This window comes from Planococcus liqunii (assembly GCF_030413595.1).
In the GTDB taxonomy this organism is placed as follows: Bacteria; Bacillota; Bacilli; order Bacillales_A; family Planococcaceae; genus Planococcus; species Planococcus liqunii.
This window is the reverse complement of sequence record NZ_CP129238.1, coordinates 3530446-3555409: the sequence shown is the minus strand read 5'-3', so window position 1 is coordinate 3555409 and position 24964 is coordinate 3530446. Positions and strand designations below refer to the sequence as shown.

24 protein-coding genes and 1 riboswitch are annotated in these 24964 nt (G+C 49.4%); of the genes, 19 read left to right on the top strand and 5 right to left on the bottom strand.

What is annotated here, in order from left to right; translation table 11 throughout:
* Positions 1-36 precede the first annotated feature (36 nt).
* Positions 37-714: a serine/threonine-protein kinase gene (locus QWY22_RS17555; protein ID WP_300982100.1), complete on the top strand. Its 678-nt coding sequence runs from the start codon at positions 37-39 to the stop codon at positions 712-714.
* Positions 715-785: 71 nt separating this feature from the next.
* On the opposite strand, the gene QWY22_RS17550 is transcribed toward QWY22_RS17555, so the two are convergent.
* Positions 786-3206, bottom strand: a complete 2421-nt coding sequence (locus QWY22_RS17550; protein WP_300982099.1) for a putative bifunctional diguanylate cyclase/phosphodiesterase — start codon at positions 3204-3206, stop codon at positions 786-788.
* A gap of 329 nt (positions 3207-3535) precedes the next feature.
* Here QWY22_RS17550 and QWY22_RS17545 point away from each other — a divergent pair, with 329 nt between their 5' ends.
* Positions 3536-4594 carry an LLM class flavin-dependent oxidoreductase gene (locus QWY22_RS17545; protein WP_300982098.1) on the top strand — a complete coding sequence of 353 codons (1059 nt, stop codon included), beginning with the start codon at positions 3536-3538 and terminating at the stop codon, positions 4592-4594.
* 68 nt (positions 4595-4662) lie between these two features.
* Here QWY22_RS17545 and QWY22_RS17540 read toward each other — a convergent pair whose 3' ends face one another.
* The gene (locus tag QWY22_RS17540; protein WP_300982097.1) at positions 4663-5946 is read right to left on the bottom strand and encodes an ATP-binding protein; all 1284 of its coding nucleotides are present in this window, start codon (positions 5944-5946) and stop codon (positions 4663-4665) included.
* Positions 5947-6192: 246 nt separating this feature from the next.
* The gene (locus QWY22_RS17535; RefSeq protein ID WP_300982096.1) at positions 6193-7059 is read right to left on the bottom strand and encodes an alpha/beta fold hydrolase; all 867 of its coding nucleotides are present in this window, start codon (positions 7057-7059) and stop codon (positions 6193-6195) included.
* Between the two features lie 138 nt (positions 7060-7197).
* Between QWY22_RS17535 and QWY22_RS17530 the strand changes: the two genes are divergently transcribed.
* Entirely contained in the window at positions 7198-7920 is a 723-nt protein-coding gene (locus tag QWY22_RS17530; RefSeq protein WP_300982095.1) for a class I SAM-dependent methyltransferase, read from the top strand.
* A 43-nt stretch (positions 7921-7963) separates the two neighbouring features.
* Here QWY22_RS17530 and QWY22_RS17525 read toward each other — a convergent pair whose 3' ends face one another.
* Positions 7964-8923 carry a YsnF/AvaK domain-containing protein gene (locus QWY22_RS17525; protein ID WP_300982094.1) on the bottom strand — a complete coding sequence of 320 codons (960 nt, stop codon included), beginning with the start codon at positions 8921-8923 and terminating at the stop codon, positions 7964-7966.
* Positions 8924-9272: 349 nt separating this feature from the next.
* Between QWY22_RS17525 and QWY22_RS17520 the strand changes: the two genes are divergently transcribed.
* The 10 genes from QWY22_RS17520 to QWY22_RS17475 all read left to right on the top strand — a co-directional run bounded on the left by QWY22_RS17520 (position 9273) and on the right by QWY22_RS17475 (position 17263).
* A complete protein-coding gene (locus QWY22_RS17520; protein WP_036811823.1) occupies positions 9273-9464 on the top strand; it encodes a hypothetical protein in 192 nt (63 codons plus the stop codon).
* A 171-nt stretch (positions 9465-9635) separates the two neighbouring features.
* Positions 9636-10550 carry an SDR family NAD(P)-dependent oxidoreductase gene (locus QWY22_RS17515; protein ID WP_300982093.1) on the top strand — a complete coding sequence of 305 codons (915 nt, stop codon included), beginning with the start codon at positions 9636-9638 and terminating at the stop codon, positions 10548-10550.
* A gap of 35 nt (positions 10551-10585) precedes the next feature.
* Positions 10586-11500, top strand: coding sequence for an SDR family NAD(P)-dependent oxidoreductase (locus tag QWY22_RS17510; protein ID WP_300982092.1), 915 nt, complete (start codon positions 10586-10588; stop codon positions 11498-11500).
* 23 nt (positions 11501-11523) lie between these two features.
* Positions 11524-12432 carry an SDR family NAD(P)-dependent oxidoreductase gene (locus tag QWY22_RS17505; protein WP_300982091.1) on the top strand — a complete coding sequence of 303 codons (909 nt, stop codon included), beginning with the start codon at positions 11524-11526 and terminating at the stop codon, positions 12430-12432.
* A 174-nt stretch (positions 12433-12606) separates the two neighbouring features.
* Positions 12607-13713, top strand: coding sequence for a GTP-binding protein (locus QWY22_RS17500; protein ID WP_300982090.1), 1107 nt, complete (start codon positions 12607-12609; stop codon positions 13711-13713).
* A 39-nt stretch (positions 13714-13752) separates the two neighbouring features.
* Complete coding sequence (gene rpmG, locus QWY22_RS17495) at positions 13753-13902, top strand: 50S ribosomal protein L33 (protein ID WP_300982089.1); 150 nt, start codon at positions 13753-13755, stop codon at positions 13900-13902.
* A gap of 43 nt (positions 13903-13945) precedes the next feature.
* Complete coding sequence (gene rpsN, locus QWY22_RS17490) at positions 13946-14215, top strand: 30S ribosomal protein S14 (RefSeq protein ID WP_300982088.1); 270 nt, start codon at positions 13946-13948, stop codon at positions 14213-14215.
* 269 nt (positions 14216-14484) lie between these two features.
* A complete protein-coding gene (locus tag QWY22_RS17485; RefSeq protein ID WP_300984422.1) occupies positions 14485-15285 on the top strand; it encodes an alpha/beta fold hydrolase in 801 nt (266 codons plus the stop codon).
* 15 nt (positions 15286-15300) lie between these two features.
* Positions 15301-16242 carry a GGDEF domain-containing protein gene (locus QWY22_RS17480; RefSeq protein ID WP_300982087.1) on the top strand — a complete coding sequence of 314 codons (942 nt, stop codon included), beginning with the start codon at positions 15301-15303 and terminating at the stop codon, positions 16240-16242.
* A gap of 178 nt (positions 16243-16420) precedes the next feature.
* Positions 16421-17263, top strand: a complete 843-nt coding sequence (locus QWY22_RS17475) for an STAS domain-containing protein (RefSeq protein ID WP_300982086.1) — start codon at positions 16421-16423, stop codon at positions 17261-17263.
* A 64-nt stretch (positions 17264-17327) separates the two neighbouring features.
* On the opposite strand, the gene dapA is transcribed toward QWY22_RS17475, so the two are convergent.
* The gene (gene dapA, locus QWY22_RS17470) at positions 17328-18209 is read right to left on the bottom strand and encodes a 4-hydroxy-tetrahydrodipicolinate synthase (protein ID WP_300982085.1); all 882 of its coding nucleotides are present in this window, start codon (positions 18207-18209) and stop codon (positions 17328-17330) included.
* Positions 18210-18333: 124 nt separating this feature from the next.
* Positions 18334-18513, bottom strand: a riboswitch (Lysine riboswitch).
* Between the two features lie 108 nt (positions 18514-18621).
* Between dapA and QWY22_RS17465 the strand changes: the two genes are divergently transcribed.
* The 6 genes from QWY22_RS17465 (at position 18622) to QWY22_RS17440 (ending at position 24823) form a co-directional block, all read left to right on the top strand.
* Positions 18622-19224 carry a class I SAM-dependent methyltransferase gene (locus QWY22_RS17465; RefSeq protein WP_300982084.1) on the top strand — a complete coding sequence of 201 codons (603 nt, stop codon included), beginning with the start codon at positions 18622-18624 and terminating at the stop codon, positions 19222-19224.
* A gap of 69 nt (positions 19225-19293) precedes the next feature.
* Positions 19294-20142 (top strand): KPN_02809 family neutral zinc metallopeptidase, encoded by an 849-nt coding sequence (gene ypfJ / locus QWY22_RS17460; RefSeq protein ID WP_300982083.1) that lies wholly within the window; start codon positions 19294-19296, stop codon positions 20140-20142.
* 133 nt (positions 20143-20275) lie between these two features.
* Complete coding sequence (locus tag QWY22_RS17455) at positions 20276-21442, top strand: TraB/GumN family protein (protein WP_300982082.1); 1167 nt, start codon at positions 20276-20278, stop codon at positions 21440-21442.
* 95 nt (positions 21443-21537) lie between these two features.
* Positions 21538-21810, top strand: a complete 273-nt coding sequence (locus tag QWY22_RS17450; RefSeq protein WP_300982081.1) for a hypothetical protein — start codon at positions 21538-21540, stop codon at positions 21808-21810.
* A gap of 192 nt (positions 21811-22002) precedes the next feature.
* On the top strand, positions 22003-23418 hold the full coding sequence (locus tag QWY22_RS17445) for an MDR family MFS transporter (protein ID WP_300982080.1): 1416 nt from the start codon (positions 22003-22005) through the stop codon (positions 23416-23418).
* A gap of 190 nt (positions 23419-23608) precedes the next feature.
* Positions 23609-24823 (top strand): NupC/NupG family nucleoside CNT transporter, encoded by a 1215-nt coding sequence (locus tag QWY22_RS17440; RefSeq protein WP_300982079.1) that lies wholly within the window; start codon positions 23609-23611, stop codon positions 24821-24823.
* Positions 24824-24964 lie beyond the last annotated feature (141 nt).

Genomic DNA, 24964 nt, shown 5'->3' with positions numbered 1-24964 from the left:
GCAGGTTTTGGCAAGTCACATTTGAGGAGAGATGGCATGGAACAATTTTGGCAAACGGCTTCAGCGTCATTAAATAACCTTACTGTAACGTCGCACCCGGACAATGAGCCGGTCACAATACATGGAGCGGCGTCGGATATGCGCTGCATCGGCGTCGGAACCGATGCGGCGGTATTCCAGTCGCTCACGGAGCCCGGATATGCGTTCAAGGTCTACGCAGACGGCAAGCAGGACAAACTCGAAGCGGAGGCGGAAGTGTACAAGCGGCTGGGGGAGTCCCCATTTTTCTCCCGGTGCTACGCTGCCACGGACCGGCTATTGGTTTTGAAATACGAAGAAGGGCCGACGCTGTTTGACTGTCTGCTGCAGGGGATTCCGGTTCCGGGCCAGGTCATTGCTGATGTGGAAGCGGCCCGGGAGTTTGTCCGCGCGCAAGGGATGAATCCGCGCGATATCCACTTGAAGAATATTCTTCTGCAGAACGGGCGCGCAAAACTTCTCGACGTCTCGGAATACATCAAGCCGGGCAATGATTTCCGGTGGGAGCACCTGAAAAAAGCGTACACCGAATATTACGGGCTGATCAAAGGCACTCCGATGCCGTTCTGGCTGCTTGATACGATCCGGAAATGGTACCATCACTGGAACAATTATTCTTCGTCGATCGACGAATTTATGGAGATTGTCTCGAAACAGCTGAATTTCCGGAAGTGACAAGTTTAACGTATTTCATAAAAAACCCGCTATCCCGTTTTAACATTCAAAACGGGATAGCGGGTTTTTGGTTACCGCAGGTTGATGGAGTCCATTTTATTATTGATCAGGCGGTCGAAAGTCTCCGCAGCAAGCGGCTTGCTGAAGAAATAGCCCTGGATTTCGTCGCATTTCAACTTTCTTAAAGAAGCGAGCTGATCGGACGTTTCCACGCCTTCTGCGATGACCGACAATTCGAGGCTATGGGCCATCGAAACAATCGCTTCGACCAATGCTTTGTCTTTTGGATTGTCCACCATATCCTGGATAAACGGCCGGGCGATTTTTAAGCTGTTAATCGGGAATTTCTTCAAATAGACCAAGGACGAATAGCCCGTGCCGAAATCATCGAGCGCAATCCGAACGCCCATATTCCGCAGGGCCTGCATGCGGGCAATCGTTTTTTCAGCGTCATAGACGGCAACGCTTTCCGTGATTTCCAGTTCGAGCGATGAAGCGGAAAAACCGCTCGACTCAAGCGCCTCGTCGACGGTGTCCATCAAATCGTCGTGCATAAATTGAAGAGGCGACAAGTTGACGGCAAGCTTCAAATGGGTATGGCCTGCGTCATGCCATTTTTTCGCCTGCCTGCATGCATTGTGCAGCACCCAGTTGCCAATCGGGATTATCAGGCGGGTGTCTTCTGCCAGCGGGATGAATTCGGCTGGGGAAATGATGGACCCATCGCGTGCCCGCCATCGGATCAAAGTTTCCATTCCGACGATTTTCCCGGTAGCCGCTTCTACTTGCGGCTGGTAATGCAAGATGAATTCCTCGTTGTCGAGCGCTTCCCGCAAATCGTTTTCCAGTTGGATTTTGTGGAACATGGTCGACTGCATTTCATCGGAGAAAAACTGGTAATTGTTCTTGCCGTTTTCTTTCGCGTGGTACATGGCGATATCTGCGTGTTTCATCAATTCCTCGGTCGTTTCTCCGTCCTGCGGATAAACGGCAATGCCGATGCTCATGGACACATGCAATTCCTGTCCGTTGACAACTACAGGCTTCTCGAGGACGGACTGAATTCTTTTGACGAGCGGCACAATGTCTTCAGTGGCTTTGATGTCGTTCAGGATAATCGTGAATTCGTCGCCGCCTTGCCGCGATACGGTATCGATTTGGCGCAGGTTTTCAGCCATCTTTTTGGAAAAACCCTGCAGCAGCAAGTCGCCGAACTCGTGGCCGAACGTATCATTGATGTTTTTAAAGCGGTCCAAGTCGACAAAGACAACAGCGAGCTGATGCGAATGGCTTTTGGCTGAAGCAATCGCGGCATTCAATTTGTCCAAAAACAGCCTCCGATTCGGCAATCCGCTCAGCGCATCATGGTAAGCCATATGCTCCATTTTCTGCACCGCCACCGCCAATTGTTCGTTCTTTGTGCTAAGTTCGGTCGTCCGCTGTTCGATTTTTTCTTCCAGGATGGCAGTCAAATCATGATACTGGGCCAATAATTTCTGGTTCTCGAGCATGGTAAAAACTTGCCTGAAAATAATCAGAGCAACAGAAGTGCCCGCTCCGACAATCAGCCCGTTCATAGGGCCGTCTTTTTCAAACACCATGACGATGAACAGCAGCACCAGGCTGAAGTAAGGCAATAACAGCCGCAGTGAAATGCCGTCGCCGTCAGCTGGCAAGGTGTCCGCTGCCAAGCCAGGCTTTTCCGACTCTCTTCTTTGTTCCTGAAGGGCGTATATGCCGGCGAGGGCCGTCAGCAAAAGTCCCACTGTCCACAGCGGATCGAAAAGAGTCCCCGAAACGTAGCTGTCGGACTTGGTGGAATAATAAAGATACGCCGTGTCGGCGAAAATCTGGACGCCTGCGCTGGCACAAATCAGCGCCAAAACTGGGCGGGGGAAGAGAATGTCTGCACGCATATAAAAACTGATCGCGCAGAAAAAGAGCAGCAAATCTCCGGCCGGATAGCCGATGGATGTAGCAAGCAGAGCGGGAGAAAGCGCGCCTTCGGAAAATACGTACTGAATGATATAATGCCAGCTGAGTGCAGTGAAGACAGCCATGATGATGCACATATCGAACAGGAATTTAATCTGATCGGTGTTTTTTTTCTTCTGCCACAGCTGCTGGAGAAAAGCGGCGATGAAAAAAAGAATCTGGAGGAAATAGAAAAGGTCTGCCCATCCTGGGTAAGGCACTTCGCTTTTCGGAATCACCGAATAATAGATCCGGATGCCTTCTGCAATGGCGTAGCTGAGGCAGCCCAGCGCAAAAAGAAGCCAGAAATACTTTCTTGGGCCTTGCTTCTTTCGGTAAACGGTATAAAGCGTCAGCGTGGCAACCAATGAAGCGGAAAACGGAATGGCGTAAGTTCCGATGGTCTGGACAGTTTCGGTAAAACCTCCGTAAAAAAGCCATATGTAATAGACGGTAATGTGGAAGATCAAATAAGAAATATACAATTTGGAGGGTTCAGGCTTTATAATGGTCTTCACCTCATTCAGAGTAAGGGCGTTCTTCGGATGGAAGAGTCAGCAATCATCTTATTGTAAGTTGACTGATAATTAAAATATATAATATAAAAGTACTTTTTTGATAAAAAGAAATTCTCTTTCATTCATTATAGATTTTAAAAGAAAATAAAGAAACACTTTTATTACAGATTATAACAATTTTTTGTAAACTTATTCCCACCTTCTAGAACGGTAGGGATTTAAGGAACAGCTTGAAAAAAGGAGAGCATTTTACTTACTTTCATGCGGAGGGAAAGATATACTGAATTCAAGATATTCTTTAATGCATATATCAGGGAAGGATGGAAGATATGGAGAAATACCGCATCAATCAGCAGAATGGCCTGGAATTCGGGCTGTATACATTAGGGGACCATATTCCGGATCCGCAAACAGGTGAACGGATTTCAGCCGGCGAACGCATCCGCCAGATTATCGAGCTGGCCAAGCTGTCGGAAGAGGCTGGGCTCGACTTTTTCAGCGTTGGCGAAAGCCACCAGGACTATTTTGCGACGCAGGCACATACCGCAGTGCTCGCGGCGATTGCCCAGGCGACCCAAAAGATCAAGATTTCGAGTTCATCGACCATCATCAGCACATCTGATCCGGTGCGCGTTTATGAAGACTTCGCCACGATCGATCTGATTTCAGAAGGGCGGGCGGAAATAGTTGCCGGCCGCGCGTCGCGCATCGGACTGTTTGAATTGCTCGGCTACGACGTCCGAGATTATGAAGAGCTTTATGAAGAGAAATTTGCCTTGCTGCTCCAGATCAATAAGCAGGAAGTGGTCAATTGGAGCGGCGAATTCCGGGCGCCGCTCCGCAACGCCCGCATCATCCCGCGTCCACAGAACGGCTCATTGCCGATTTGGCGTGCGGTCGGGGGGCATCCGGCAAGCGCCATTAAAGCAGGGCATGCCGGGGTTCCGATGATGCTTGCGACACTTGGCGGACCGGCGGAAAGCTTTAAGTACACGGTGGACGCTTACCGGGAAGCCGCGGGCGAAAGCGGCTTCAATCCAGCTGAGCTGCCGGTGGCGACAGCCGGATTTTTCCATGCTGCTGAAACGACGCAGCAGGCATTTGATGAGATGCATCCGCATATCGACAAAGGCATGATGCTGACAAACGGCCGGGGCTATCCAAAGCCGCATTTCTACCAGGGGGCGCATCCGCATGATGTGATGAACATCGGCAGCCCGCAGCAAATAATCGAAAAAATCCTGTATCAGCATGAAGTGTTCGACCACCAGCGTTATATCGCCCAAATGGACTTCGGCGGTGTGCCGTTCGACCGCTTGCTGCGGAATATTGAATTGATCGGCAATGAAATTTTGCCGGCAGTGAAAAAATACACAGCAAAAAGCTGAAAATGAGAAAACGGACAGCCTTAAAGAGGGTGTCCGTTTTTTTAATTGGCCGGATTGTCCTGCAGGCTTTAGGAAATGGCTTCGATTTCTGTCGGCAGGTATTTCACCAGCTTCATGTCACGGCCCTCCGTTGAGACGATTTCCAGCTTTTTATAAAGGAGATCGATGGTCTCATGAAGTGCGGCAAGCGAGTTTTCGGAAATATTGAACCGGCCGAACATTTGGCTATATGATCCGTTCGGTTTGACTTCATCGCCCACTTTTCGATTGATGACCGCGTTCAGTATGCCAGGCATTTTCAGGATTTCCTCAAGCCCTTTGATTTCGGCAATGGTGCCATGATTCAGCAAGATCGGCAAATTACACGAAGGATATGGCATATAGCTGTTGTCGTATTTCGAGATGTCGTATTTGGCAATGTCTTCGCTTACGGCATAGTCGAGCATCATTTCGAGGAGGTTGACGCCCGTTTGCTTTTCAACGATTGTATAGTGCTGGGAACCGCTGATCCGAAAGCCCATTTCGTAAATATAAAACTCCTCATCTTCATATAAAGCCTGAATCAGCAGAACGCCGTTATTGATATTCATGGCGCGGATCATCTCCCGCACTTGCGGATCCACTTTTTCCAGGTAAAGTTCTTTATGGCGGGATGGAAAAGCGACGGCGATCGGCAGAGGCGGATGTTCCTTTGCCTGTTTGTGCACATGGCGGTCTGTTACAGCGGACAAGTAAACTTCTCCATTTTGGACTGTATAATACATCATGGTTCCGTAAGGCGTGTCGATAAACGGTTCGATGATCGCTGTTTGGGATTTGGAATAATTGAGTGCTTTTTGATAGCCGGCCTTCAGTTCTTCGGGGCTATAGCACACGGTAATGCCCTGGCTCGCATAGCTGTCAACCGGTTTGACGATGACCGGGTACTGCAGGGCAGCAAGATCTGCATCATTGAAGTCTGTGCCGATTTCATATTCACCGATGACGGGCACATTGAATTGGCGGCAAAACGCCTTGAACTGGTCTTTGTTCGAGCAGATTTCCAGCTGTTCTTTCGTTGCGTAATAGCGCATTCCCAATTTCTCGCATAATGCCAAAGCGTTCCACGTATTCAGGTCGTCAAAACCATTGAACACGCCGTCAATCCCTTCCGACTGTGCGATTTCCGCTAAGCGGTCCATATCCGAGGTGCTGACATCATAGGATTGGTCAGCATACGCTTTCGCAGGGGAACCGGGGGCCTTGTCCGTCACGATGGTATAGAACCCCATTCTTTTTGCGGTTTCTACGACATCAATCATATGGGAGATTCCGCTAAGGATTAAGATTTTTTTTGCGGCCGTCTTTTTCATTTTTTTACCTCCAATGGATGTTGGGATAAAGATTTTTTAAATGCGTGGGCATGGATATGCCAGAAAGAACTAGCGAACTGAGTTTTGTTAGTCACAAAGAAACAGTTAATTTCACAAACTTAATACAAAAATACCAATACGAATAGCATAAGTCAATGTAATTATCTGAATTTTACGATATCTAAATTAGTGGCATGTAATATACAATAACGTAAAAAAGCTGGTCCATTTATTGGACCGGCTTTTTTAAGGAGCACTTTTGAAAAATCTTAAAAGCTCCGCCCCAGTTTCCTCCGGCGCTTCTTCCGCCAGGTAATGGCCGCAATCGATGCCTCGCCCCTGGGCGTCCTCGGCCCAGCCGCGCCACACGTCCAGCACATCATACCAGTTCGGCAAAGAGCCTTTTTCTCCCCATAGCACGAGAGTGGGACAGGCGATTTTTCGGTTTCCCCGGTCCTGGTCGTCAATTTCGCAGTCAATCGCAGCGGCCGCGCGATAATCTTCGCACATCGCATGGATGGTGCGGGGGAGATGGATTGCCCGCCAGTATTCCGTGAGCGCTTCCGGGTGGAACAAATGCCGGGTGCCCTGAAAATAGAAATTGTCCGGATTCTGGCCGATGACGCGTTCCGGAAAGTCAAAAGGCTGCGCCAGGAAAAACCAATGCCAGTAGCCCATGGCAAAATCCTTGTTGGCGCGCCGGAACGTTTCGCCGGTCGGGATGATGTCCAGCACGGCCAGTTTTTCAACGACGTCCGGAAAATCGAGTGCCAGCCGGTAAGCGCAGCGCGCCCCGCGGTCGTGGCCCGCGACCGAGAAACGGTCGAATCCGAGCTCTCTCATGACCGCAACCTGGTCTTTCGCCATTTCCCGTTTCGAATAAGTGGAATGGTCCTCGGCCGATTCCGGTTTGGAGCTGTCGCCGTAGCCTCGGAGGTCCGGCAATACGACGGTGAAATCCTTGGCCAGCCGCGGCGCAATCAAATGCCACATCGCATGCGTCTGCGGATGGCCGTGAAGCAGCAAGAGCGGAGGCCCTTCGCCGCCAAAGCGGAGGTTGATTTGTGCGCCTCCCGTGTCTATCGTGGTCTGGCGGAAATTTTCAAACAGCATGGAACCCACTCCTTTTTGGTTTTACTTAGTTGTTTCCCTTAAAAACCACTTTCAATCCGTCGGCACGAATCGTATTGACAAGTATGGGAAATGGCCTTATAGTTCAATCAATTTAAAAACGGAAGGCGGAGAAGTGAGATGAAACTGTACAAGGAATTGGCAGAATGGTGGCCGCTGATGTCTCCCCATACAGAATACGAAGAAGAAGCGGGACTGTATCTGGAAATAATCCGGCGCTACCATCCCGGGGTCCGGACAGCGGTGGAATTCGGCAGCGGAGGAGGCAGCAATGCCTACTACTTCAAACAGCATTTTTCCATGGTGTTGACCGATTTATCACCGGACATGCTCGAAGTCAGCCGGAAACTGAATCCCGACTGCGAGCATATCAAGGGGGATATGCGCAGATTGGACCTCGGTTTGCAGTTCGACCTCGTTTTTATCCACGACGCCATCATGTATTTGACGGTGGCCGCCGATTTATTGGCCGTCATGCACAACGCAAAAAAGCATTTGAACGACAACGGGATGCTGCTGATTGTGACGGATCAGTTCAAAGAAACGTTCCGGCCTCAAACCGACCACGGCGGCAGCGATCTGGGGAGAAAAGGTATGCGCTACCTGGAATGGACTTATGACAGCGACCCGGATGACCATGTAACGGAAACCGAATACGTCTATGTGATGCGGGATGAGGACGGGAGCGTAGTCCGGGAATACGACCGGACCGAATCCGGTTTGTTCTCGATGGCAGAATGGGAAGAGCTGCTTGCGGAGGCCGGGTTCAAAGCGCATTTCGAGCGGGTGGAGTACACGTCCATTGAAGGGGCTTATTTTGCCATTGCGGCGATTCAAGAGTAAGGGCAACAAAAAAAGCAGCCGCTAGGGCTGCTTTTGAAATGAATTATAAACGGTCGCGATCCGTACGGTTTGTAGCATCGGTACGGTTTCTGTTAAGTTGCCCGTCTTCATCGATATCCGCTTCTTCACGGCGGACAGTTTCATTCACTGTTTCTGTATCCTGTACTTTGCGTTTGCCGACGATGATTTCTTCAGAAACGACGTCTTTTTTCGTTACTTCCACACGTTCTTCAGAAAGCGGTACATGAATGGTGTCGTTTTCTTCATAAGCACCTGTACCTAATCCGCCTTCAGTTGCAGATACTTCCTCATTTACCGGACGGCGCTCGATATACACTTCTTCGCGTTCCACTGGAACTTCGATCGACTGCTCGCTTTCAACAACGTGTTTGCCGACATTTACTTCACCGGTTTGCACACGGTCTTTGTTCACGTTCAACCGCTCTTCGTGAAGGCGAAGCGTTTCTTCGTCGGTATCGCCTGTTCGGCCGAATGTACTGTCTGTAGAATCAAAATTCGTGCCAGTTGTTCTGGTCGAATCGAAATCTGCATCCGTTGTTCTGCCTGAACTGAACGGTGTATCCGTTGCTGTTCCGGCAATTGCTGAATCGCGTCCTGCACGGTCGCTGTAGCTGTTATAAGAATCACCGTATTCTTTGTCTACGTATAATAAGATTTTGCCGTTTTCCACTTGGTGGTAATACGCATCACGGTCTGCAGGGTCTAATCCCATATTGTCAAACGCGCTGCGCGTGTTGTCGTCTCCGGATAAGAAGTTCACGAATTTCCCCATGAATCCTTCATCCTGCTGCTGGCCTGTAGAGCCTTGTGTATCCAGGTTGACATCTGTCTGTCTCCGGATCATATTCAATTGGTCGTTGTCGCGGGCGATGACATAAATGTCGTCTTCGCTGTACCCTTGAGTTTTCAATTCGTTCACTTGGCTTAATACTTCTGCCTGTACATCGTATACACCTATAAGTTTGTTACCTCTTTTTTCCATTTCGAATTCCTCCTTGTAGTTGATGAATCCCTTTTAAAAAGCAAGGTAATGTTTATGTACCCCGTGTTTTAATGGCTAAACATCTTCTCAAAATAGACAACTTTAAAACAGGGCGTCAGGTTTGTGGATGGATAATTGAAGGAAGTATAATGATAAGGCTGCTATATGGAAGAAAAAATTATTTCCTGATTTATTTTTCATGTTTTTATGGAGAAATGAGCAATAAAAAAGATAATTGGTTTAATTAAAGAAAAAATAAGGAATAGAAAAATAATTTGATAGAAAAGTCTGAAAATTTATAGGTTATCTATTATAATAAACTACACCAATCGAAAGGGAGGCTATAAAAATGGAAGTGATCAAAGGGTCAAGCATGATGATTAAAACGGCGCGCACTCTTATTGAAGACGGATGGTCTTTCGTTCAGGATGAGTTTGATGTCATCATAAGCGCAGAAAATAAGCTTACCGGAGAAGCCGTCTCTTTCCCGTCCATCGGCAATTTGAAAAGATGGCTTTACGAAAAAGCATTGAGCTATTAACAGCAAATAGTAAGCAAAGAAATAACCGCAATAAAGCCGGCCGGCACATAATTGGCCGGCTTTATTTTTTGTTCAAAATCGTTTCGCTCAGGGCGCCAGGCACGTTTCTCATAGTGGAAAAGGGGTATGGCTAAACCATCTAAAACTTAGCTGGTGAAAGGAGGAATGAAAATGGCGAAGCACGCTTCGTATAAAGGGCTGACTGTGGTCATTACCGGGGCATCGAGCGGTTTTGGAAAAGGGGTGGCACAGAAACTATCGGAAGAAGGGGCCAATGTCGTGCTGGCAGCCCGCCGGACCGCACTGATTGAAGAACTGGCTAGGCAATGCGGTCCGAATGCAGTGGCCGTCACCACCGATATAAGCGACGAAGGCGATATGCAGCGCCTGATGGATACGGCTTTGTCCCGCTTCGGAAAAATCGATGTCTGGTTCAATAACGCCGGCCTCGGCATCCTTGGTTCTTTTACGGATACGCCGTTGAAAGATCTGAACCGGCTGGTCGACATCAATATGATTGGCACGATGTACGGCACTCACTTGGCGCTCCGCCAATTTAAAAAACAGGGGCACGGGACGCTTATCAACATGTCGTCCTTTGTCAGCAAAGTTCCACTGCCTTTCGGGGCGGCGTACACCGCCACGAAATTCGGCATCACCGGGATGACAGGCGGCATATACGAAGAAATGAAATTGGAAGGGCATAACGGCATCCATGTCTGTGCGGTGCATCCTTGGGTGACGGATACCCCGTGGGTGGAGCATCTCGCCAATTACAGCGGCCATGAAATTGTGCTTGGTCCCGTGGACGCACCGGAAAAAGTCATCGATGTCATCATCGGCCTGATCGACCGGCCGAAAGCGGATGTGGATGTCGGGTTTAAATCGAAAGCGGCGGTGGCTTCTTTCGAACTCATGCCGCAAGTGGTCGAATACTTGAATGGCCGGTCGCTGCTCGGAATGCTGCGGTCTGCACCGGAAGCGGGAAATTCTGCGGGCAGCCTTCACCAGCCGAAAGACGAAGGCACCGAAGTTTCCGGAAAAATGCGCGATCGCTTGAAAAAGAAACTTGCAGGAGACAAGTGAAAAGGGAAAATCTAAAAGAACGGGGAGGAAACAGCATGCCAAATGAACGCTTACGCGAAAACTTGACGGTGGTAGTCACCGGTGCCTCCAGCGGCATTGGAAAAGGGGTAGCCAAGCAGCTGGCGAGTGAAGGGGCAAACGTCGTGCTTGCTGCGCGCAGAACCAATGAAATTGAGAAGCTGGCAGAGGAATGCGGAGCCCATGCGATTGCCGTAACCGCTGATATCACAAAAGAAGAAGACATCGCCCGGCTTCTTGATGCAGCGGTATCTGCGCATGGAAAAGTTGATGTCTGGATTAACAATGCCGGAACCGGAACGTATGGCCCGTTTACGGATACGCCGCTGAAAGACCTGAACCGCACGGTGGAAGTCAATTTCCTCGGGACGCTTTACGGCAGCCATTATGCCCTGAACCAATTCAAAAAACAAAAATACGGCACGCTGATCAATGTGGCGTCTTTTGCCAGCAAAGTGCCCCTTGCGTTCGGCGCAGCTTATACAGCAAGCAAATACGGTGTATCCGGCCTCACCAACGGCCTGCACCAGGAAATGAGTCTGGAAGACTATAAGGACATTCATGTTTGCTCCGTTGACCCGTGGGTGACGGATACACCGTGGACAGCGCATGCCGGCAATTACAGCGGCCATGAAATTGTCATCGGGCCGGCGGACGATCCGCAGCAAGTGGTGGATGCCATCCTTGGCCAGATTGACAATCCAGAGCAGAATCTGGAAGTCGGTGCCAAAGTGAAAGGAACCACAGCGTTAAGCAATGTATTGCCGAAAACGACACGTTCGCTGAACAGCCGGCAGTTTAAGGAAATGCTCGAAGCTGCTCCGCCATCGCCTGCGACTTCAGGCAGCCTGTTTGAACCGCGTCCGGAAGGGACGGGAGTATCGGGCGATTTGCGCGAACGATTTGAAAAGAAAATGGCTGATGAAAAATAATTGAAGGACAGGAGAGATTCATGATGGCCAAAAAAATGTCCCGCGAAGGGATGACCATTGTCATTACGGGAGCGTCGAGCGGATTTGGGAAAGGCGTCGCCCGGCAGCTTGCTGCCGAAGGGGCAAATGTCGTGCTGGCTGCACGCCGTACGGCTTTGATCGAGGCGCTGGCAGAAGAACTGGGGCCGCGTGCCATTGCGGTGACGACCGATGTCAGCAAGGAAGGGGATGTCGCTAATTTGTTTGAAGAGGCGCTCTCGGCGTTCGGCAAAATCGACGTTTGGATTAACAATGCCGGCATCGGGGCCATCGGGCCGTTCACCGATATTCCAACCAACGATTTAAAGCGCGTTATTGAAGTGAATGTCAAAGGAGTCATCAACGGCAGCCATTTTGCACTGCGTCATTTCAAGGAATCGAAAAAAGGCATCCTCATTAATCTTGGTTCAGTTACCAGCGAAATCGCATTTCCGTATTATGCCGGCTACAGCTCGTCAAAACATGCCGTAGCCGGGCTGGGTGCCGCGCTAAATGAAGAAATGCGGCTCGAAGGATATGAGGATATCCATGTCTGTACAGTCATGCCGTGGGCGACCGATACGCCTTGGTTTATCCACACCGGCAATTATACCGGCCACGCCGCTGAAATGAAGCCGATGGACGACCCGCAAATCGTCATTGACGCCATCGTCGGGCTGATCGACAAGCCGCAGGAATCCGTGGCAGTGGGCGCCAAATCGAAAGCCTCGGTCCTGTCGAGCCATTTGATGCCGGGAACGACGGAATCGGCCAATGCCAAGTTCGTCCAAAAAGTCATTCAAGACGCGCCGCCGATGGAGCCGAATCCCGGTTCGCTGTATGAACCGATGGAAGCCGGAAGCGAAGTGGAAGGCGGATTGCGTGAACGGATGAAACAGGAGAAACGTTCGTAGAAGGCAAGCAGAAGTTTGCCGGTGAATAGCTGCAAGTTGAATCAGCCGCTTTAAACGCGGCTGATTTTTTTATTTACGCATAAAAAGCTTGATTTGTGAAAGATCGGTCTGTAGTATATAAAACGTAATAATTACGATTTATAAACGAAGCGAGACGAAAGGATGAATTCGGCGATGGAAGACAAAATACCGGTGACGGTTTTGAGCGGCTATTTAGGTTCCGGAAAAACGACATTATTGAACCACATCTTGCAGAACAGCGAAAATCTGAAAGTGGCGGTCATTGTGAATGACATGAGCGAAGTGAACATTGACGCTTCTTTGGTCAAACAGAAGAACTTTTTAAGGACTGAAGAAAAATTGGTGGAACTGCAAAACGGCTGCATTTGCTGCACGCTTCGGGAAGATCTGATTTTAGAAGTGGAAAAACTCGCTAAGAGCGGAGGGATTGACTATATCGTCATCGAGTCTTCCGGAATCAGTGAACCCGTTCCGGTAGCCCAGACATTTACCTACATAGATGAAACTTTGAATGTGGACTTGCTGAAGTTCTGCCGGCTGGACACGATGGTTACGGTGGTGGACGGCAATGCCTTCTGGCAGGATTTTGCATCCGGGGAAACGCTGGTGGACCGGAAACAGCAGGCGGATGCAGCCGACGAACGGGAAATTGCCGATTTGCTGATTGACCAAATTGAGTTTGCCGATGTGCTTGTTTTGAACAAAACCGATTTGCTGCCGGAAAAAAAGCGTCTGGAATTGAAAAGAGCCCTTCACGCCCTGAATCCGGAAGCCCGGATCCTTGAAGCGGCCTATTCGCAAGTCGCATTAGGCGAAGTCCTGAACACCGGCCGCTTTGATTTTGAAAAGTCGAGCCAAAGTGCCGGCTGGATCAAGGAGTTGAATGACGAACACATTCCCGAAAGCGAGGAATTTGGCATTTCTTCTTTTGTTTACCGCAGCCAAAAGCCGTTCCATCCGGAGCGCCTGGAAAAGTGGATGCTCGGCTGGCCGGTGGAAGTGATTCGGGCGAAAGGTTTCTTATGGCTGGCTACCCGCAACGAGACGGCCATCCTGTTATCTCAAGCCGGACCTTCTTTAAGTATCGAAAGGGCCGGGACGTGGGAAGCGGAAGATGGCATCAAAATGACGGAACTTGTATTGATCGGAATCGGCATCAATCCAAGCGTACTTGCCGGACAGCTGGACGGCTGCTTGCTGACCGCTGAAGAGCTCGCATCGGATTGGAAATTATTAAAGGATCAGCTGCCTGCATGTTAATGCTTGAAGTGAAAAGCAATTTACCAAGGAGGAGAAAAAATGAGAGTAAATATCATTTTAGCATGCACGGAAACTGGAGACCGGAATTACACGAGCACAAAAAACAAGCGGAAAAATCCCGAGCGGATTGAGTTAAAGAAATACAGTCCCCGGCTTAGAAAAATGACGCTGCACCGGGAAACGAAATAAAACTTACATTAATCGCAGTGAATATTTTTAAGAGGAGCAAAAGATGGCTAAAAAATCGAAGATAGCAAAAGACCACAAACAAAGAAGAATGGCCGCGCAATTTGCAGAGCGACGGAAAGAGTTGAAGGATAATGGCGATTACGCTGCACTGGCAAAACTGCCGAAAGATTCAAACCCGATCCGCTTAAAAAACCGCTGTTCACAGACCGGGCGGCCGAGAGCTTACCTGCGGAAATTCGGAATGTCGCGCATCGCTTTCAGAAACCTCGCACATAAAGGGCAGATTCCTGGAGTGAAAAAAGCGAGCTGGTAACGGACTGAAAGCGGACACTGGAGTGCTGAAGTCAGGTGATTTTTCAAAATAGGCAATTCAACATAAGGAAGGCAGTTGGATCCAATTCGCAACTGCCTTTTTTGACATGTCCCCTTGTATAAGTTACCGCATCTTTTTGTTCATTTTCGGTGTCAGCATATAGTAAGATTGGTATAAAACCGTGCATTTCTTCTTTTAGTGGTATGATGGGACTTACTGTTTAAAAGCAGAATGGCTTGTTTTGGAATTTACAAAGGGGTGTTTTTATGGTGGATACAGACATTTTAAAACGCAATAACGTCCGGTTGTTCGGGCAAGGGCAGCAAATGCTGGTCTTTGGGCACGGCTTCGGCTGTGACCAATATGTTTGGAGTGACATTGCACCGGCTTTCGAAGAAAAGTACCGGGTGGTGCTATTCGATTACGTGGGAGCAGGGAAAAGCGATAAATCGGCTTACACTACGGAACGATACGGAAGCTTGCACGGATACAAGCAGGATTTGTTCGATTTATGCGATGCGCTGAATTTGGAAAACATTGTGTTTGTCGGCCACTCAGTCAGCAGCATGATCGGCATGCTTGCTTCCATTGAACGTCCGGGCTTGATCGATAAGATGATCATGATTGCGCCTTCTCCTTATTATTTAAACGAACCGGATTATCACGGCGGCTTTGAAAAATCCGATATTGATGAGCTGCTCGATATGATGGAAATCAATTATAAAGAATGGGCAAAATACTTGGCGCCAGTCGTCATGCAAAACGAAGACCGCCCGCATCTGGCAGCAGATTTTGAAGAAATCCTGTGTTCCAACGATCCCGTGATTGCACGCCAGTTTGCGGAAGTGACTTTTACGTCAGACGTCCGCTCCGAACTTTCGAAAGTCTCGGTTCCTACACTGATTCTTCAGACGCGCTTTGATGCCATCGCGCCGCCGGAAGTGGGACAGTATGTCCACGAGAATATTAAAGGAAGCCGGTTAAGGTTGATGAATGCGGCAGGGCATAATCCGCATATCAGCGATTCGGAAGAAACGGTAAGGATGATAAAGGAATACTTGGAAAACTAGGAAGGGGATCCGGGGATGGATGAGCAACTGAACTTGGCGCCATTTTGCTATTTGGTGATTGATGAAAATTACAAGATTATCGAGATGAACGCGGCCATGCGGGAATTGGCCGGTGCAGAAAAGCACGTACCCGGCAATGTCCATAACCTGCTGACCGTCGCCTCCCGTGTCTATTTCCAAACGTACTTTATGCCTTCCATTGCGTTGCACGGAAGAGTCGATGAAATGTTTTTGACTTTAAAAGGCGCGGCCGGACCGGTTCCGGTGCTGATGAACACGGTCAAACGGAATGGCCTTTACGAATGTGCCTTGATCCCGATGACGATCCGCGGCGAATATGAAAAGGAATTGCTGCTGGCCAAGCGCAATGCAGAAAAAATCAACCAGGAAGCGGTGGAAGCCTATGCCAAGCTGCAGAACTTGCTGGCCGAAGTCGAGCAGAAGCAGCGGGAGCTGGAAGAATTGAACGCCAACCTGCAGCAGATGACGACTACCGACCCGTTGACCGGCCTGAAAAACCGGCGTTATCTGGAAGAGGCATTGTCGGAATTGGCAGGCCAGGCAGAAGCCGGCCTGCCTTTGGCGCTTCTCATCATTGATATCGATTTTTTTAAACGCGTCAATGATACATACGGCCACCAGATGGGAGATGCCGTGTTGCAGGAATTATCCTGGAAGCTGCTGAACGAAGCAACCGGACACGGCATTGCTGCCCGTATGGGCGGAGAGGAATTTGTCATTCTTTTGGCGGATTCGGCCAAACCGAAAGCCGAGGCGTTTGCTGAAGAGCTTCGCCGGAAAATTGAACATGGCGAGTGGGTTCATATACCGGTTACAGTCAGTATCGGTGTGGCCATTTTTGAAACCGGCGACAATGCAGACTCTTTGTTTGCCCGCGCGGATGAAGCGTTGTATGCTTCGAAAAATGCAGGCAGGAACCGGGTTACGGTAGCATAAGAGTAAACCGGCCATTTTGCAAAACCAGGCCTTTTCAGTGTTTTTTCACTGGAAAGGCTTTTTTCTGTAGGAAGGGCTGAAAACCCATGGAAATATATTTGCAGAAAGGTATCCGTGGCGTTTCGAGGCAGTTATAATTAATTAACAAATCTTACGAATAGTGCTTATGGAGGTCAGGATGGATAAAGAGATCAGGTTGCTTGGGGAGCGCGTGGAACAAGACCAGCGTTTAATAGCCGAACTTATACAAGAAGAAACTTTAAAAAATGCCAGCAACGAAGAACGGGGGCAATACAAAGAATTTTTGGAAGCCGTCTCTCAGTTTCGGATGGGCTTTATCAAGCTGTTGGGAAAATCGATTCAAAATTATACCGATCCCGAAACGGTCTTTAAGGAAATTTCCACATGGGGGGAAGCTACGGGGAATCATTTTTTGAAAGAAGGCATGTCGCTTGATAGTGCCTTGGCAGAGACGCATTTGTACCGCAAGCATATCGGCAAGGTCATTAAAACAGAAGCCCTGCATAGAAAGATGCCATTGGAAATCCTGTTTGAGGTGATGGAGTTTTTCCATTCCCTGCTGGACCATGCTGCCCATTCTTACAGTTCAACGTATATCAACAGCTATCAGAAGAATTTGGCAGTTGCCCGGCAAGAATTCCTGGAGTTGTCATCACCGGTTGTCCCGGTGAATGACCAAATTGCCATTTTGCCGATTGTTGGAGCCATTGAAGTGGACCGCGCACAGCACATTCTCGAAAAAACCCTGCTTGCTGTTGGCCGCCTGCAGGTTTCCGTGCTCATCATCGACTTGTCGGGTGTCGTTAAAGTCGATTCAATGGTTGCCGAGCAAATCATCAAGCTAACGCAATCCTTGAACCTGATCGGCGTCAAAGCCGTCTTGACCGGCATCCGCCCGGAAATCGCCCAAACCATGGTCCAGCTCGGAATCGACGTCAATCAGCTGGCGCTGGGTGGAAGCTTGAAACAGGCATTTAAAAAACTGACTGAAATGAAGTAAGAGAAAAACCGCTGAAGCGTTGGCTTCAGCGGTTTTCTGCTTATTCTTCATTTATTGAATCCAATTAGGAATTGACTCTGCCAGACGACAATACCTGACGCAATGTCAGAGTTTCAGATTCGTTCAATGGAATCATCGGCAAGCGGACGTTGCCGACTTCTACGCCTGACAAATTCAAGGCAGTTTTTACCGGCACCGGGTTTGGTGCAGCAAACAGGGCATTCATGACCGGCAGAAGCCTGCGGTGTGCTGCTGCAGCCGCTGTATTGTTGCCGTTTCGGAAGTTCGTGATCATGTCTTTCATTTCGTTTCCGATGATATGCGCCGCGACTGAGACGATGCCGTTGCCTCCAATCGAAAGAATCGGCAAGGTCAAGCTGTCGTCTCCGCTGTAAAGCGTGAAGGAATCGTCGGTGCGTTCAATGATTTCAGCCGCGGCGTCCAAGTTGCCGCTCGCTTCTTTGATGGAGACGATGTTGTCAATTTGCGACAAGCGGACAACGGTATCTACGGACAAGTTGACGACGCTGCGCCCCGGGATGTTGTATAGCATGATCGGCAGGCGTGTTGATGCGGCAATGGCCCGGAAATGCTGGAACATGCCTTCCTGTGAAGGTTTATTGTAATACGGCGTTACCAGCATAATGGCGTCGACGCCGACGTCTTCCGCTTGTTTGGTCAGGGAGATGGATGCGCGCGTGTTGTTTGATCCGGTTCCGGCAATGATGGGAATGCGCCCTTTGGCTGTTTCCACGACGAATTTGAACAGCTGCACTTTTTCTTCCGTCGAAAGAGTCGGCGATTCACCGGTTGTGCCGGCCACCACCAGCCCATCTGATCCGTTGGCGATCAAATGCTCCACTAAGTTTTTAGTTGCTGGAAAGTCGATTTCCCCGTTTGCATCAAATGGCGTCACCATTGCTGTAATAATTTGGCCGAAATTCATAATACCACCCTTTTCTCATTTTTTTTAGAATCAGAGGTGATGGACCAGCCGCATGTAAAATAAAAAAGCAGCAACGAAGGCATCGTTGCTGCGTATAGAAACAATGTTCATCCATCGTTTCTGTGCGTCAGATAGCCCTCCATATAGTTTCCTATATGACAGTCCTACATTTGTTTAATGCAGAACCAGCGGAATCGACCATGAGTGCCTCACCGCTTCGGCAAATCCCCCTTTCCAGGAACGTCACAGGATCTCATTACTCCTCGGTTCGTGTACTGATGGTTTTTGCGCCTCTATCCTCACTCCGTGTTTACAGGAGCAAGAAAATATTGAATTAGCTAAACTTTATCAAATTCCCTTTCCAAATGCAAGGGAAGGGCGTACTATTTTTACTGAAATGGAGGGAAGCACTGTGAATGAGCAGCAACGCGATGAACGATTGAACATCCGCACCGCGAAGAGCCAAGCAGGCTTTCCGGGTTCGCTGCACCACAACCGCTACGAGCCCACGCCGTATGCGCTGCTGGACATTCTGTTCGGCGAATACAGACTGGCGCCTGAAGACCGGCTCGTAGATTTTGGCTGCGGCAAAGGCCGGCTGAATTTCTATGTACATCACCGCTTTGATGTGGAGTCGGCCGGCGTCGAGATGGATGAAGCCTTTTACGAAGAAGCATTGGAAAACCGTGCACATTATGAGAAGAAGTACAGACAGGCCAAAGGGAAGATTGATTTTTGCTGCTGCCTGGCACAGGATTATGGCGTTGCGCCGGGAGACAACCGGTTTTATTTCTTTAATCCGTTTTCGATCCAGATTTTTATGTCTACTGTCAACAATATTTTAAATTCGGTGGAAGAGGCGCCGCGCCAGGTCGAGTTGATCCTGTTTTTTCCGTCGGAGGATTACGTAGACTATTTGGAACACCGGACGCTGTTTGAACAGACGGCGGAAATCCCGCTTCCGGGCATGGAGCGCGACCTCCGCGAACGCTTCCTGATTTACCGGCTTCCGTGAAGTGGATTAGAACTTGCGCTAATTGGGGTATAAGCTTAAGAAAAGTGTATTTGCGAGGAGCGAATTTTTATGAAGTGGAGAGGCAGGCAAGGCAGCAGAAACGTCGAAGACCGGAGAGGGTCTGGAGGCGGCGGAGGGAAACTGGTAGCAGGCGGCGGCATCGGCGGTTTGCTTATTGTCCTTTTGTTTGCGTTTCTTGGAGGCGACCCGGGCATTCTGCTGGATGGCGCCGGTTCTGGCACGCAGTCGAATGAACCTTACGTAGAAACCGAGCAGGAGCAGGAACTGGCCGATTTTGTATCGGTGGTGCTGGCGGATACGGAATATGTCTGGGCAGAAGTTTTTGCGAAGCAGGGCATGGAGTATGCCGAACCGACATTGGTCCTTTTTAATGGCAGCGTGGAATCTGCTTGTGGAACCGCAGGGGCGGCAGTCGGTCCGTTCTATTGTCCAGGTGACCAAAAGCTCTACATCGACTTAAGTTTCTACGATGAATTACAGCAGCAGTTCCAGGCGCCGGGCGATTTTGCAATGGCCTATGTCATTGCCCATGAAGTCGGGCACCACGTACAGAATTTACTGGGTGTTATGGAACAAGTCCAGCCGCTGCGGAACCAGCTGAGCGAAGAGGAATACAATAAACTGCAGGTTAAGCTTGAATTGCAGGCTGATTACTACGCCGGTGTCTGGGCGCACCATGCACAGGGCATGGACCTTCTGGAAGAAGGGGACCTGGAAGAAGCCTTGACGGCAGCAAGTGCTGTCGGGGATGACACCATCCAGAAACGCTCGCGCGGTTATGCGGTTCCGGAGAGTTTTACACACGGTACTTCCGAACAGCGCAAGCGCTGGTTCTATAAAGGGTTTGACAGCGGAACCATCCAAGGCGGCGATACGTTCAATGCTCCGGAACTGTGACGCTTTCCTGCGAAAAAAATCGGGAAACGAAGAGCCCTGCATTGATATTTTTGGTGTTGTGATTCATTATTGAAATAGACAGTCTTTTCGCGTTACAGCGGGAAGAAATCAGTTCTATGAAGGAAGAAATTTTATGCATGAAGAAAATATTACACGCATCCAGCTTGACGGCCGTGAACTGATCCTCATCGGGACAGCGCACGTATCGCGCCAAAGTGCAGAACAAGTCAAGCAGGTCATCGAAACGGAACGTCCGGATTCGGTTTGCATAGAACTTGATGCACAGCGCTATCAGTCAGTCATGGAAAACAGCAAATGGAAAGAGACCGATATTTTCAAAGTCATCAAGGAAAAGAAATCGAGCCTGTTGTTGATGAATCTGGCCATTTCTTCGTTCCAGAACCGCTTAGCGGACCAGTTCGGTATCAAGCCGGGCCAGGAAATGATTCAGGGAATCGCATCAGCCAAAGAAACAGGGGCAGAACTGGTGCTTGCTGACCGCAACATCCAAGTGACGTTCTCGCGGATTTGGAGCAATATCGGGTTTATGGGGAAAGCGCAGCTATTGACGTCGGTGTTCTTCAGCATTTTCAGCAAAGAGACGATTTCCGAGGAAGACCTGGAAAAAATGAAATCACAAGATACGCTGAATGCAGTACTGAACGATTTTACGCAATCGTTTCCGAGGCTGAAAAAACCGCTGATCGACGAACGCGACCAATACTTGGCGCAGAAAATCAAAGATGCGCCGGGCGATAAAGTGGTGGCTGTTCTTGGCGCCGCCCATGTGCCGGGGATTACGAAAGAGATCCATAACGACCATGATTTAAAAGCGCTGTCCGAAGTGCCGCCGAAATCGAAATGGCCGACCATTATCGGATGGGCGCTGCCAATTCTTTTAATCGCGCTGCTGGCCATCACGTTTTACAACAACCCGGCAGCGGGCATTGACGGCACCATCAGTTGGGTGCTGTGGACCGCTTCACTTGGCGCAATCGGCGCCGCATTGGCATTTGGCCATCCGTTGGCGATTTTGACCGCCTTTGTCGGAGGGCCGGTCGGCGCACTGCATCCACTGCTTGCTGCCGGTTGGTTCTCGGGCCTGATGCAGGCTTACGTGAGACGCCCGAATGTCGGCGATTTTGAAACATTGTCGAGAGATGTCTTTACGCTGAAAGGCTTCTGGGATAATAAAGTCACACGGGTCCTTTTGGTGGTCGTTCTCACCAACCTGGGAACAGCAGCCGGCAATATTATAGGCAGCGCCGATGTGATCCGGTTGTTCCTGAAAAATCTATAATTCCCTAAAACCAGACGCAAAGTTCGCGTCTGGTTTTTTTATTTTGGGCAGCGTTGAAAAAATGGAAAAGGGGTATAGAAGAGCAGCAAGACATTATGGTTGAGGAGGAACTGCTGATGGGCCTCTTTGTCATGGGTATTCTGCTCTGGTCACTGGTCATCGCTTCAGTCATCCTGTTTATCTACGGTTTGTGGAAAAGTTCATGGAAAGCGCTTGTGTGGAGCGGTGCCGCCATATTGGTTCCGATGATGCTGATTTTCCTTGGAGGCCAGGGCATCTGGTTCCGGCTCAGCATTTTGGTTCCCATCGCCATCTTCGCTGCAGCGTATTACATGAAACAGAAAACGACGCATTTGCCGCTGTCTTAAAACGGGGCCGGAGAAATCCGGCTTTTTTGTGTCAGCCAGAAAAGAGCAATGGATCGCTTATTGTATTATACAAAATCTATACAAAGAGTAGGGGAAGCGTGCAGGTGAATGAATGCGCGTTTTTTTGATGTGGCAGCGGGTAATCAGCAATATAGACAGATTTTCACTTTCAATATGCGGAGGTGGAGGGCAATGAAAAATGAGCAGCAGTCAGCCACGGACATAAATTTCCGTAAAGGACCGTTTTTGGCCGTATTGATGGCGGGTGTCTTTGTGGCGATCCTGAATCAAACCTTGCTTGCCACCGCCTTGCCGCATATTATGGACGATTTGGACATTAACGCCAATGTGGCGCAATGGCTGACGACGGTTTTCATGCTGGTGAACGGGGTCATGATCCCGATTACGGCATTTTTGATCGGCAAATTTTCGACGCGCCGCTTATTTTTGGCGGCTATCGGCTTGTTTGCTGCCGGCACCATCATTTGTGCGCTGGCTCCGGGTTTTCCGTTGCTGATGGTCGGCCGCATTGTGCAGGCTTCGGGTGCCGGCATCATGATGCCATTGACGCAAACCATCTTGTTTATGGTGTTCCCGGTTGAAAAGCGGGGGCAGGCCATGGGTTTGTTCGGGCTGGTGATTTCGTTTGCCCCGGCGCTTGGCCCGACCTTGTCGGGCTGGATTGTGGAGCAGTATCCATGGCGTGCGCTTTTTTACATCGTGATTCCCATTGCCATCGTTGATTTTGTGTTGGCGTATTTCCTGCTGCGCAATGTGACCAAGCAGACTTTTCCGAAATTGGATTTGCCGTCTGTCATCTGTTCCACGTTCGGCTTTGGCGGCATTCTTTACGGCTTTTCCAGTGCCGGCAATTCAGGATGGGGGAGCTGGCCCGTCATCTTATCGATTGTGGTTGGCATTGTTTCGCTGGTAGTGTTTATCCGCCGCCAATCCCGCTTGAAGGAGCCATTGCTGGAATTCGGCGTGTTTTCTTATGGTATTTTCACCTTGTCGACGATACTAAGCGTTATTGTCTTTATTTCCATGATCGGCAGCGCGACCATTTTGCCGATTTACATGCAGAATATGCACGGCTTTACCGCCTTTGAATCCGGCTTGATGCTGCTGCCAGGGGCTATCATCATGGGAGCGATGAACCCGGTTGCCGGCAAGATTTTCGATGCAGCAGGCGGCAAATGGCTGGCGGTTGTTGGGCTGTTGATCGTAACGGTTTCCACGTTCCAGTTCGCAGTGCTGACAACAACGACTTCCTTCGCGTATTTGGCTGTTATGCACGCCATCCGGATGTTTGGCGTTTCTCTGGTGATGATGCCGGTCACCACTGCTGGGCTCAATCAGTTGCCCGAACGCCTCATCCCGCATGGCACCGCGATGAGCAATACGATGCGCCAAGTATCCGGTTCGATCGGCACTGCGCTGCTCGTCACCATCATGACCGGTACGGCATTGGACCCGCAGCAATACGGCGCAGAGGGGCTTGTGCGGGGCGTCAATATTTCATTTGTGGTAGTTGGTGTATTGAGCGGCATTGGGGTATTCCTGGCATTTTTCCTGAAAAAAGCAGAATTGCCTAAGAGCAGGGAATAAGGCTATTTTTGCAATTGCCTGTTTGAATTTTCATTGCATTATAACAACTTTTAAGATAAAAATTTGTCACAGGATAGCCATTTACTTCTTTTCATGAATTTGGTAAGATGTCTGACGACAGTGAACTAATTAACTGACGAACTGGCTGAAATGAAAGCGTTTCACGCTAAAAAACTAATGAGGTGAAGTTGTGAATTTATTATGGGGCATCTTTGGCGTATTCGTCGTTTTGGGAATCGCCTTTCTTTTATCTAGCGGCAAGAAATCGATTAAACCGAGAACCATCATTGGCGGTTTAGCGATTCAGTTTGCCTTTGCATTTACAGTTCTTGAATGGGAAGCCGGGAAGAAGGGGCTTCTTTGGTTCTCAGGCAAAGTGCAAAGTGTCATCGACTCTGCAGGAGCCGGAATCAGTTTTGTATTCGGCCCTGCGGCGGATACGGCAAACTTTGGATTTGTATTCGCGTTCCAAGTCTTAACGATTATTATCTTCTTCTCTTCTTTGATTTCGGTGCTTTATTATTTAGGCATTATGCAAGTCGTCATCAAAATATTGGGCGGCGGTTTATCCAAGCTCCTTGGAACAAGCAAAGCAGAATCGATTTCGGCTGCAGCGAATATTTTTGTCGGTCAGACGGAAGCACCGCTTGTTATCCGTCCGTTTATCGCCAATATGACGAAATCGGAATTATTTGCCGTCATGACTGGGGGACTGGCTTCTGTAGCGGGTTCAACTTTAGCCGGTTACGCGCTTCTTGGTGTTCCTCTTGAATACTTGCTGGCAGCAAGCTTTATGGCTGCGCCAGCGGGGTTAGTCATGGCGAAGATCATGATGCCGGAAACAGAAGACGTTAAAGACCGTGAAGACATCGTCATGGAGAAAGACAATACGTCAGTCAACGTCGTCGACGCTGCTGCACGCGGTGCGGGCGATGGCCTTCAACTGGCTTTGAATGTTGGAGCAATGCTTCTTGCGTTTATCGCTTTGATCGCCCTGTTAAATACGATGCTTGGCGGAGTCGGCGGCTGGTTCGGATTGGAAGGCTTGACGATTCAAGGCATTCTTGGATTTATCTTCGCGCCGCTTGCCTGGGCGATTGGTGTGCCTTGGGCCGAAGCGGTGCAAGCCGGCAGTTTCATCGGACAGAAATTGGTGCTCAACGAATTTGTTGCATACACTTCATTTGCCCCTGAAATTGCAAACTTGTCGCCAAAAACGGTTATCGTTGTCAGCTTTGCCCTTTGTGGTTTCGCTAACTTGAGTTCATTGGCAATCCTTCTTGGTGGATTGGGTGCTATGGCACCTAGCCGCCGTCCAGATATCGCGCGCTTGGGTATCCGGGCAGTCGCTGCCGGGATGCTTGCTTCCCTTCTGAGTGCGGCCATTGCCGGTATGTTCATGTAATAATAAATTCACAAGAAAAAACCTCTTTATCTTCGGATGAAGAGGTTTTTGTTTATCGGACGCTTTTCGCTTGCGGAAAGCGTCCTTCTTTTAGGAAGCGGCCGTCTGCTGCGGCCGCTTTTTCCGTTTATGGGTTGGTTT

What these genes read in the sequence shown, in the direction of transcription:
- QWY22_RS17475 (WP_300982086.1), top strand. Translation starts at nt 16,421, where the DNA reads ATGGATAAAGAGATCAGGTTGCTTGGGGAGCGCGTGGAACAAGACCAG.
- QWY22_RS17480 (WP_300982087.1), top strand. Translation starts at nt 15,301, where the DNA reads ATGGATGAGCAACTGAACTTGGCGCCATTTTGCTATTTGGTGATTGAT.
- dapA (WP_300982085.1), bottom strand. Translation starts at nt 18,209, where the DNA reads ATGAATTTCGGCCAAATTATTACAGCAATGGTGACGCCATTTGATGCA.
- QWY22_RS17545 (WP_300982098.1), top strand. Translation starts at nt 3,536, where the DNA reads ATGGAGAAATACCGCATCAATCAGCAGAATGGCCTGGAATTCGGGCTG.
- QWY22_RS17455 (WP_300982082.1), top strand. Translation starts at nt 20,276, where the DNA reads ATGCATGAAGAAAATATTACACGCATCCAGCTTGACGGCCGTGAACTG.
- QWY22_RS17535 (WP_300982096.1), bottom strand. Translation starts at nt 7,059, where the DNA reads ATGCTGTTTGAAAATTTCCGCCAGACCACGATAGACACGGGAGGCGCA.
- QWY22_RS17510 (WP_300982092.1), top strand. Translation starts at nt 10,586, where the DNA reads ATGCCAAATGAACGCTTACGCGAAAACTTGACGGTGGTAGTCACCGGT.
- QWY22_RS17505 (WP_300982091.1), top strand. Translation starts at nt 11,524, where the DNA reads ATGGCCAAAAAAATGTCCCGCGAAGGGATGACCATTGTCATTACGGGA.
- QWY22_RS17525 (WP_300982094.1), bottom strand. Translation starts at nt 8,923, where the DNA reads ATGGAAAAAAGAGGTAACAAACTTATAGGTGTATACGATGTACAGGCA.
- QWY22_RS17555 (WP_300982100.1), top strand. Translation starts at nt 37, where the DNA reads ATGGAACAATTTTGGCAAACGGCTTCAGCGTCATTAAATAACCTTACT.
- QWY22_RS17530 (WP_300982095.1), top strand. Translation starts at nt 7,198, where the DNA reads ATGAAACTGTACAAGGAATTGGCAGAATGGTGGCCGCTGATGTCTCCC.
- QWY22_RS17515 (WP_300982093.1), top strand. Translation starts at nt 9,636, where the DNA reads ATGGCGAAGCACGCTTCGTATAAAGGGCTGACTGTGGTCATTACCGGG.
- QWY22_RS17520 (WP_036811823.1), top strand. Translation starts at nt 9,273, where the DNA reads ATGGAAGTGATCAAAGGGTCAAGCATGATGATTAAAACGGCGCGCACT.
- QWY22_RS17450 (WP_300982081.1), top strand. Translation starts at nt 21,538, where the DNA reads ATGGTTGAGGAGGAACTGCTGATGGGCCTCTTTGTCATGGGTATTCTG.
- QWY22_RS17500 (WP_300982090.1), top strand. Translation starts at nt 12,607, where the DNA reads ATGGAAGACAAAATACCGGTGACGGTTTTGAGCGGCTATTTAGGTTCC.
- ypfJ (WP_300982083.1), top strand. Translation starts at nt 19,294, where the DNA reads ATGAAGTGGAGAGGCAGGCAAGGCAGCAGAAACGTCGAAGACCGGAGA.
- rpsN (WP_300982088.1), top strand. Translation starts at nt 13,946, where the DNA reads ATGGCTAAAAAATCGAAGATAGCAAAAGACCACAAACAAAGAAGAATG.
- rpmG (WP_300982089.1), top strand. Translation starts at nt 13,753, where the DNA reads ATGAGAGTAAATATCATTTTAGCATGCACGGAAACTGGAGACCGGAAT.
- QWY22_RS17445 (WP_300982080.1), top strand. Translation starts at nt 22,003, where the DNA reads ATGAAAAATGAGCAGCAGTCAGCCACGGACATAAATTTCCGTAAAGGA.
- QWY22_RS17540 (WP_300982097.1), bottom strand. Translation starts at nt 5,946, where the DNA reads ATGAAAAAGACGGCCGCAAAAAAAATCTTAATCCTTAGCGGAATCTCC.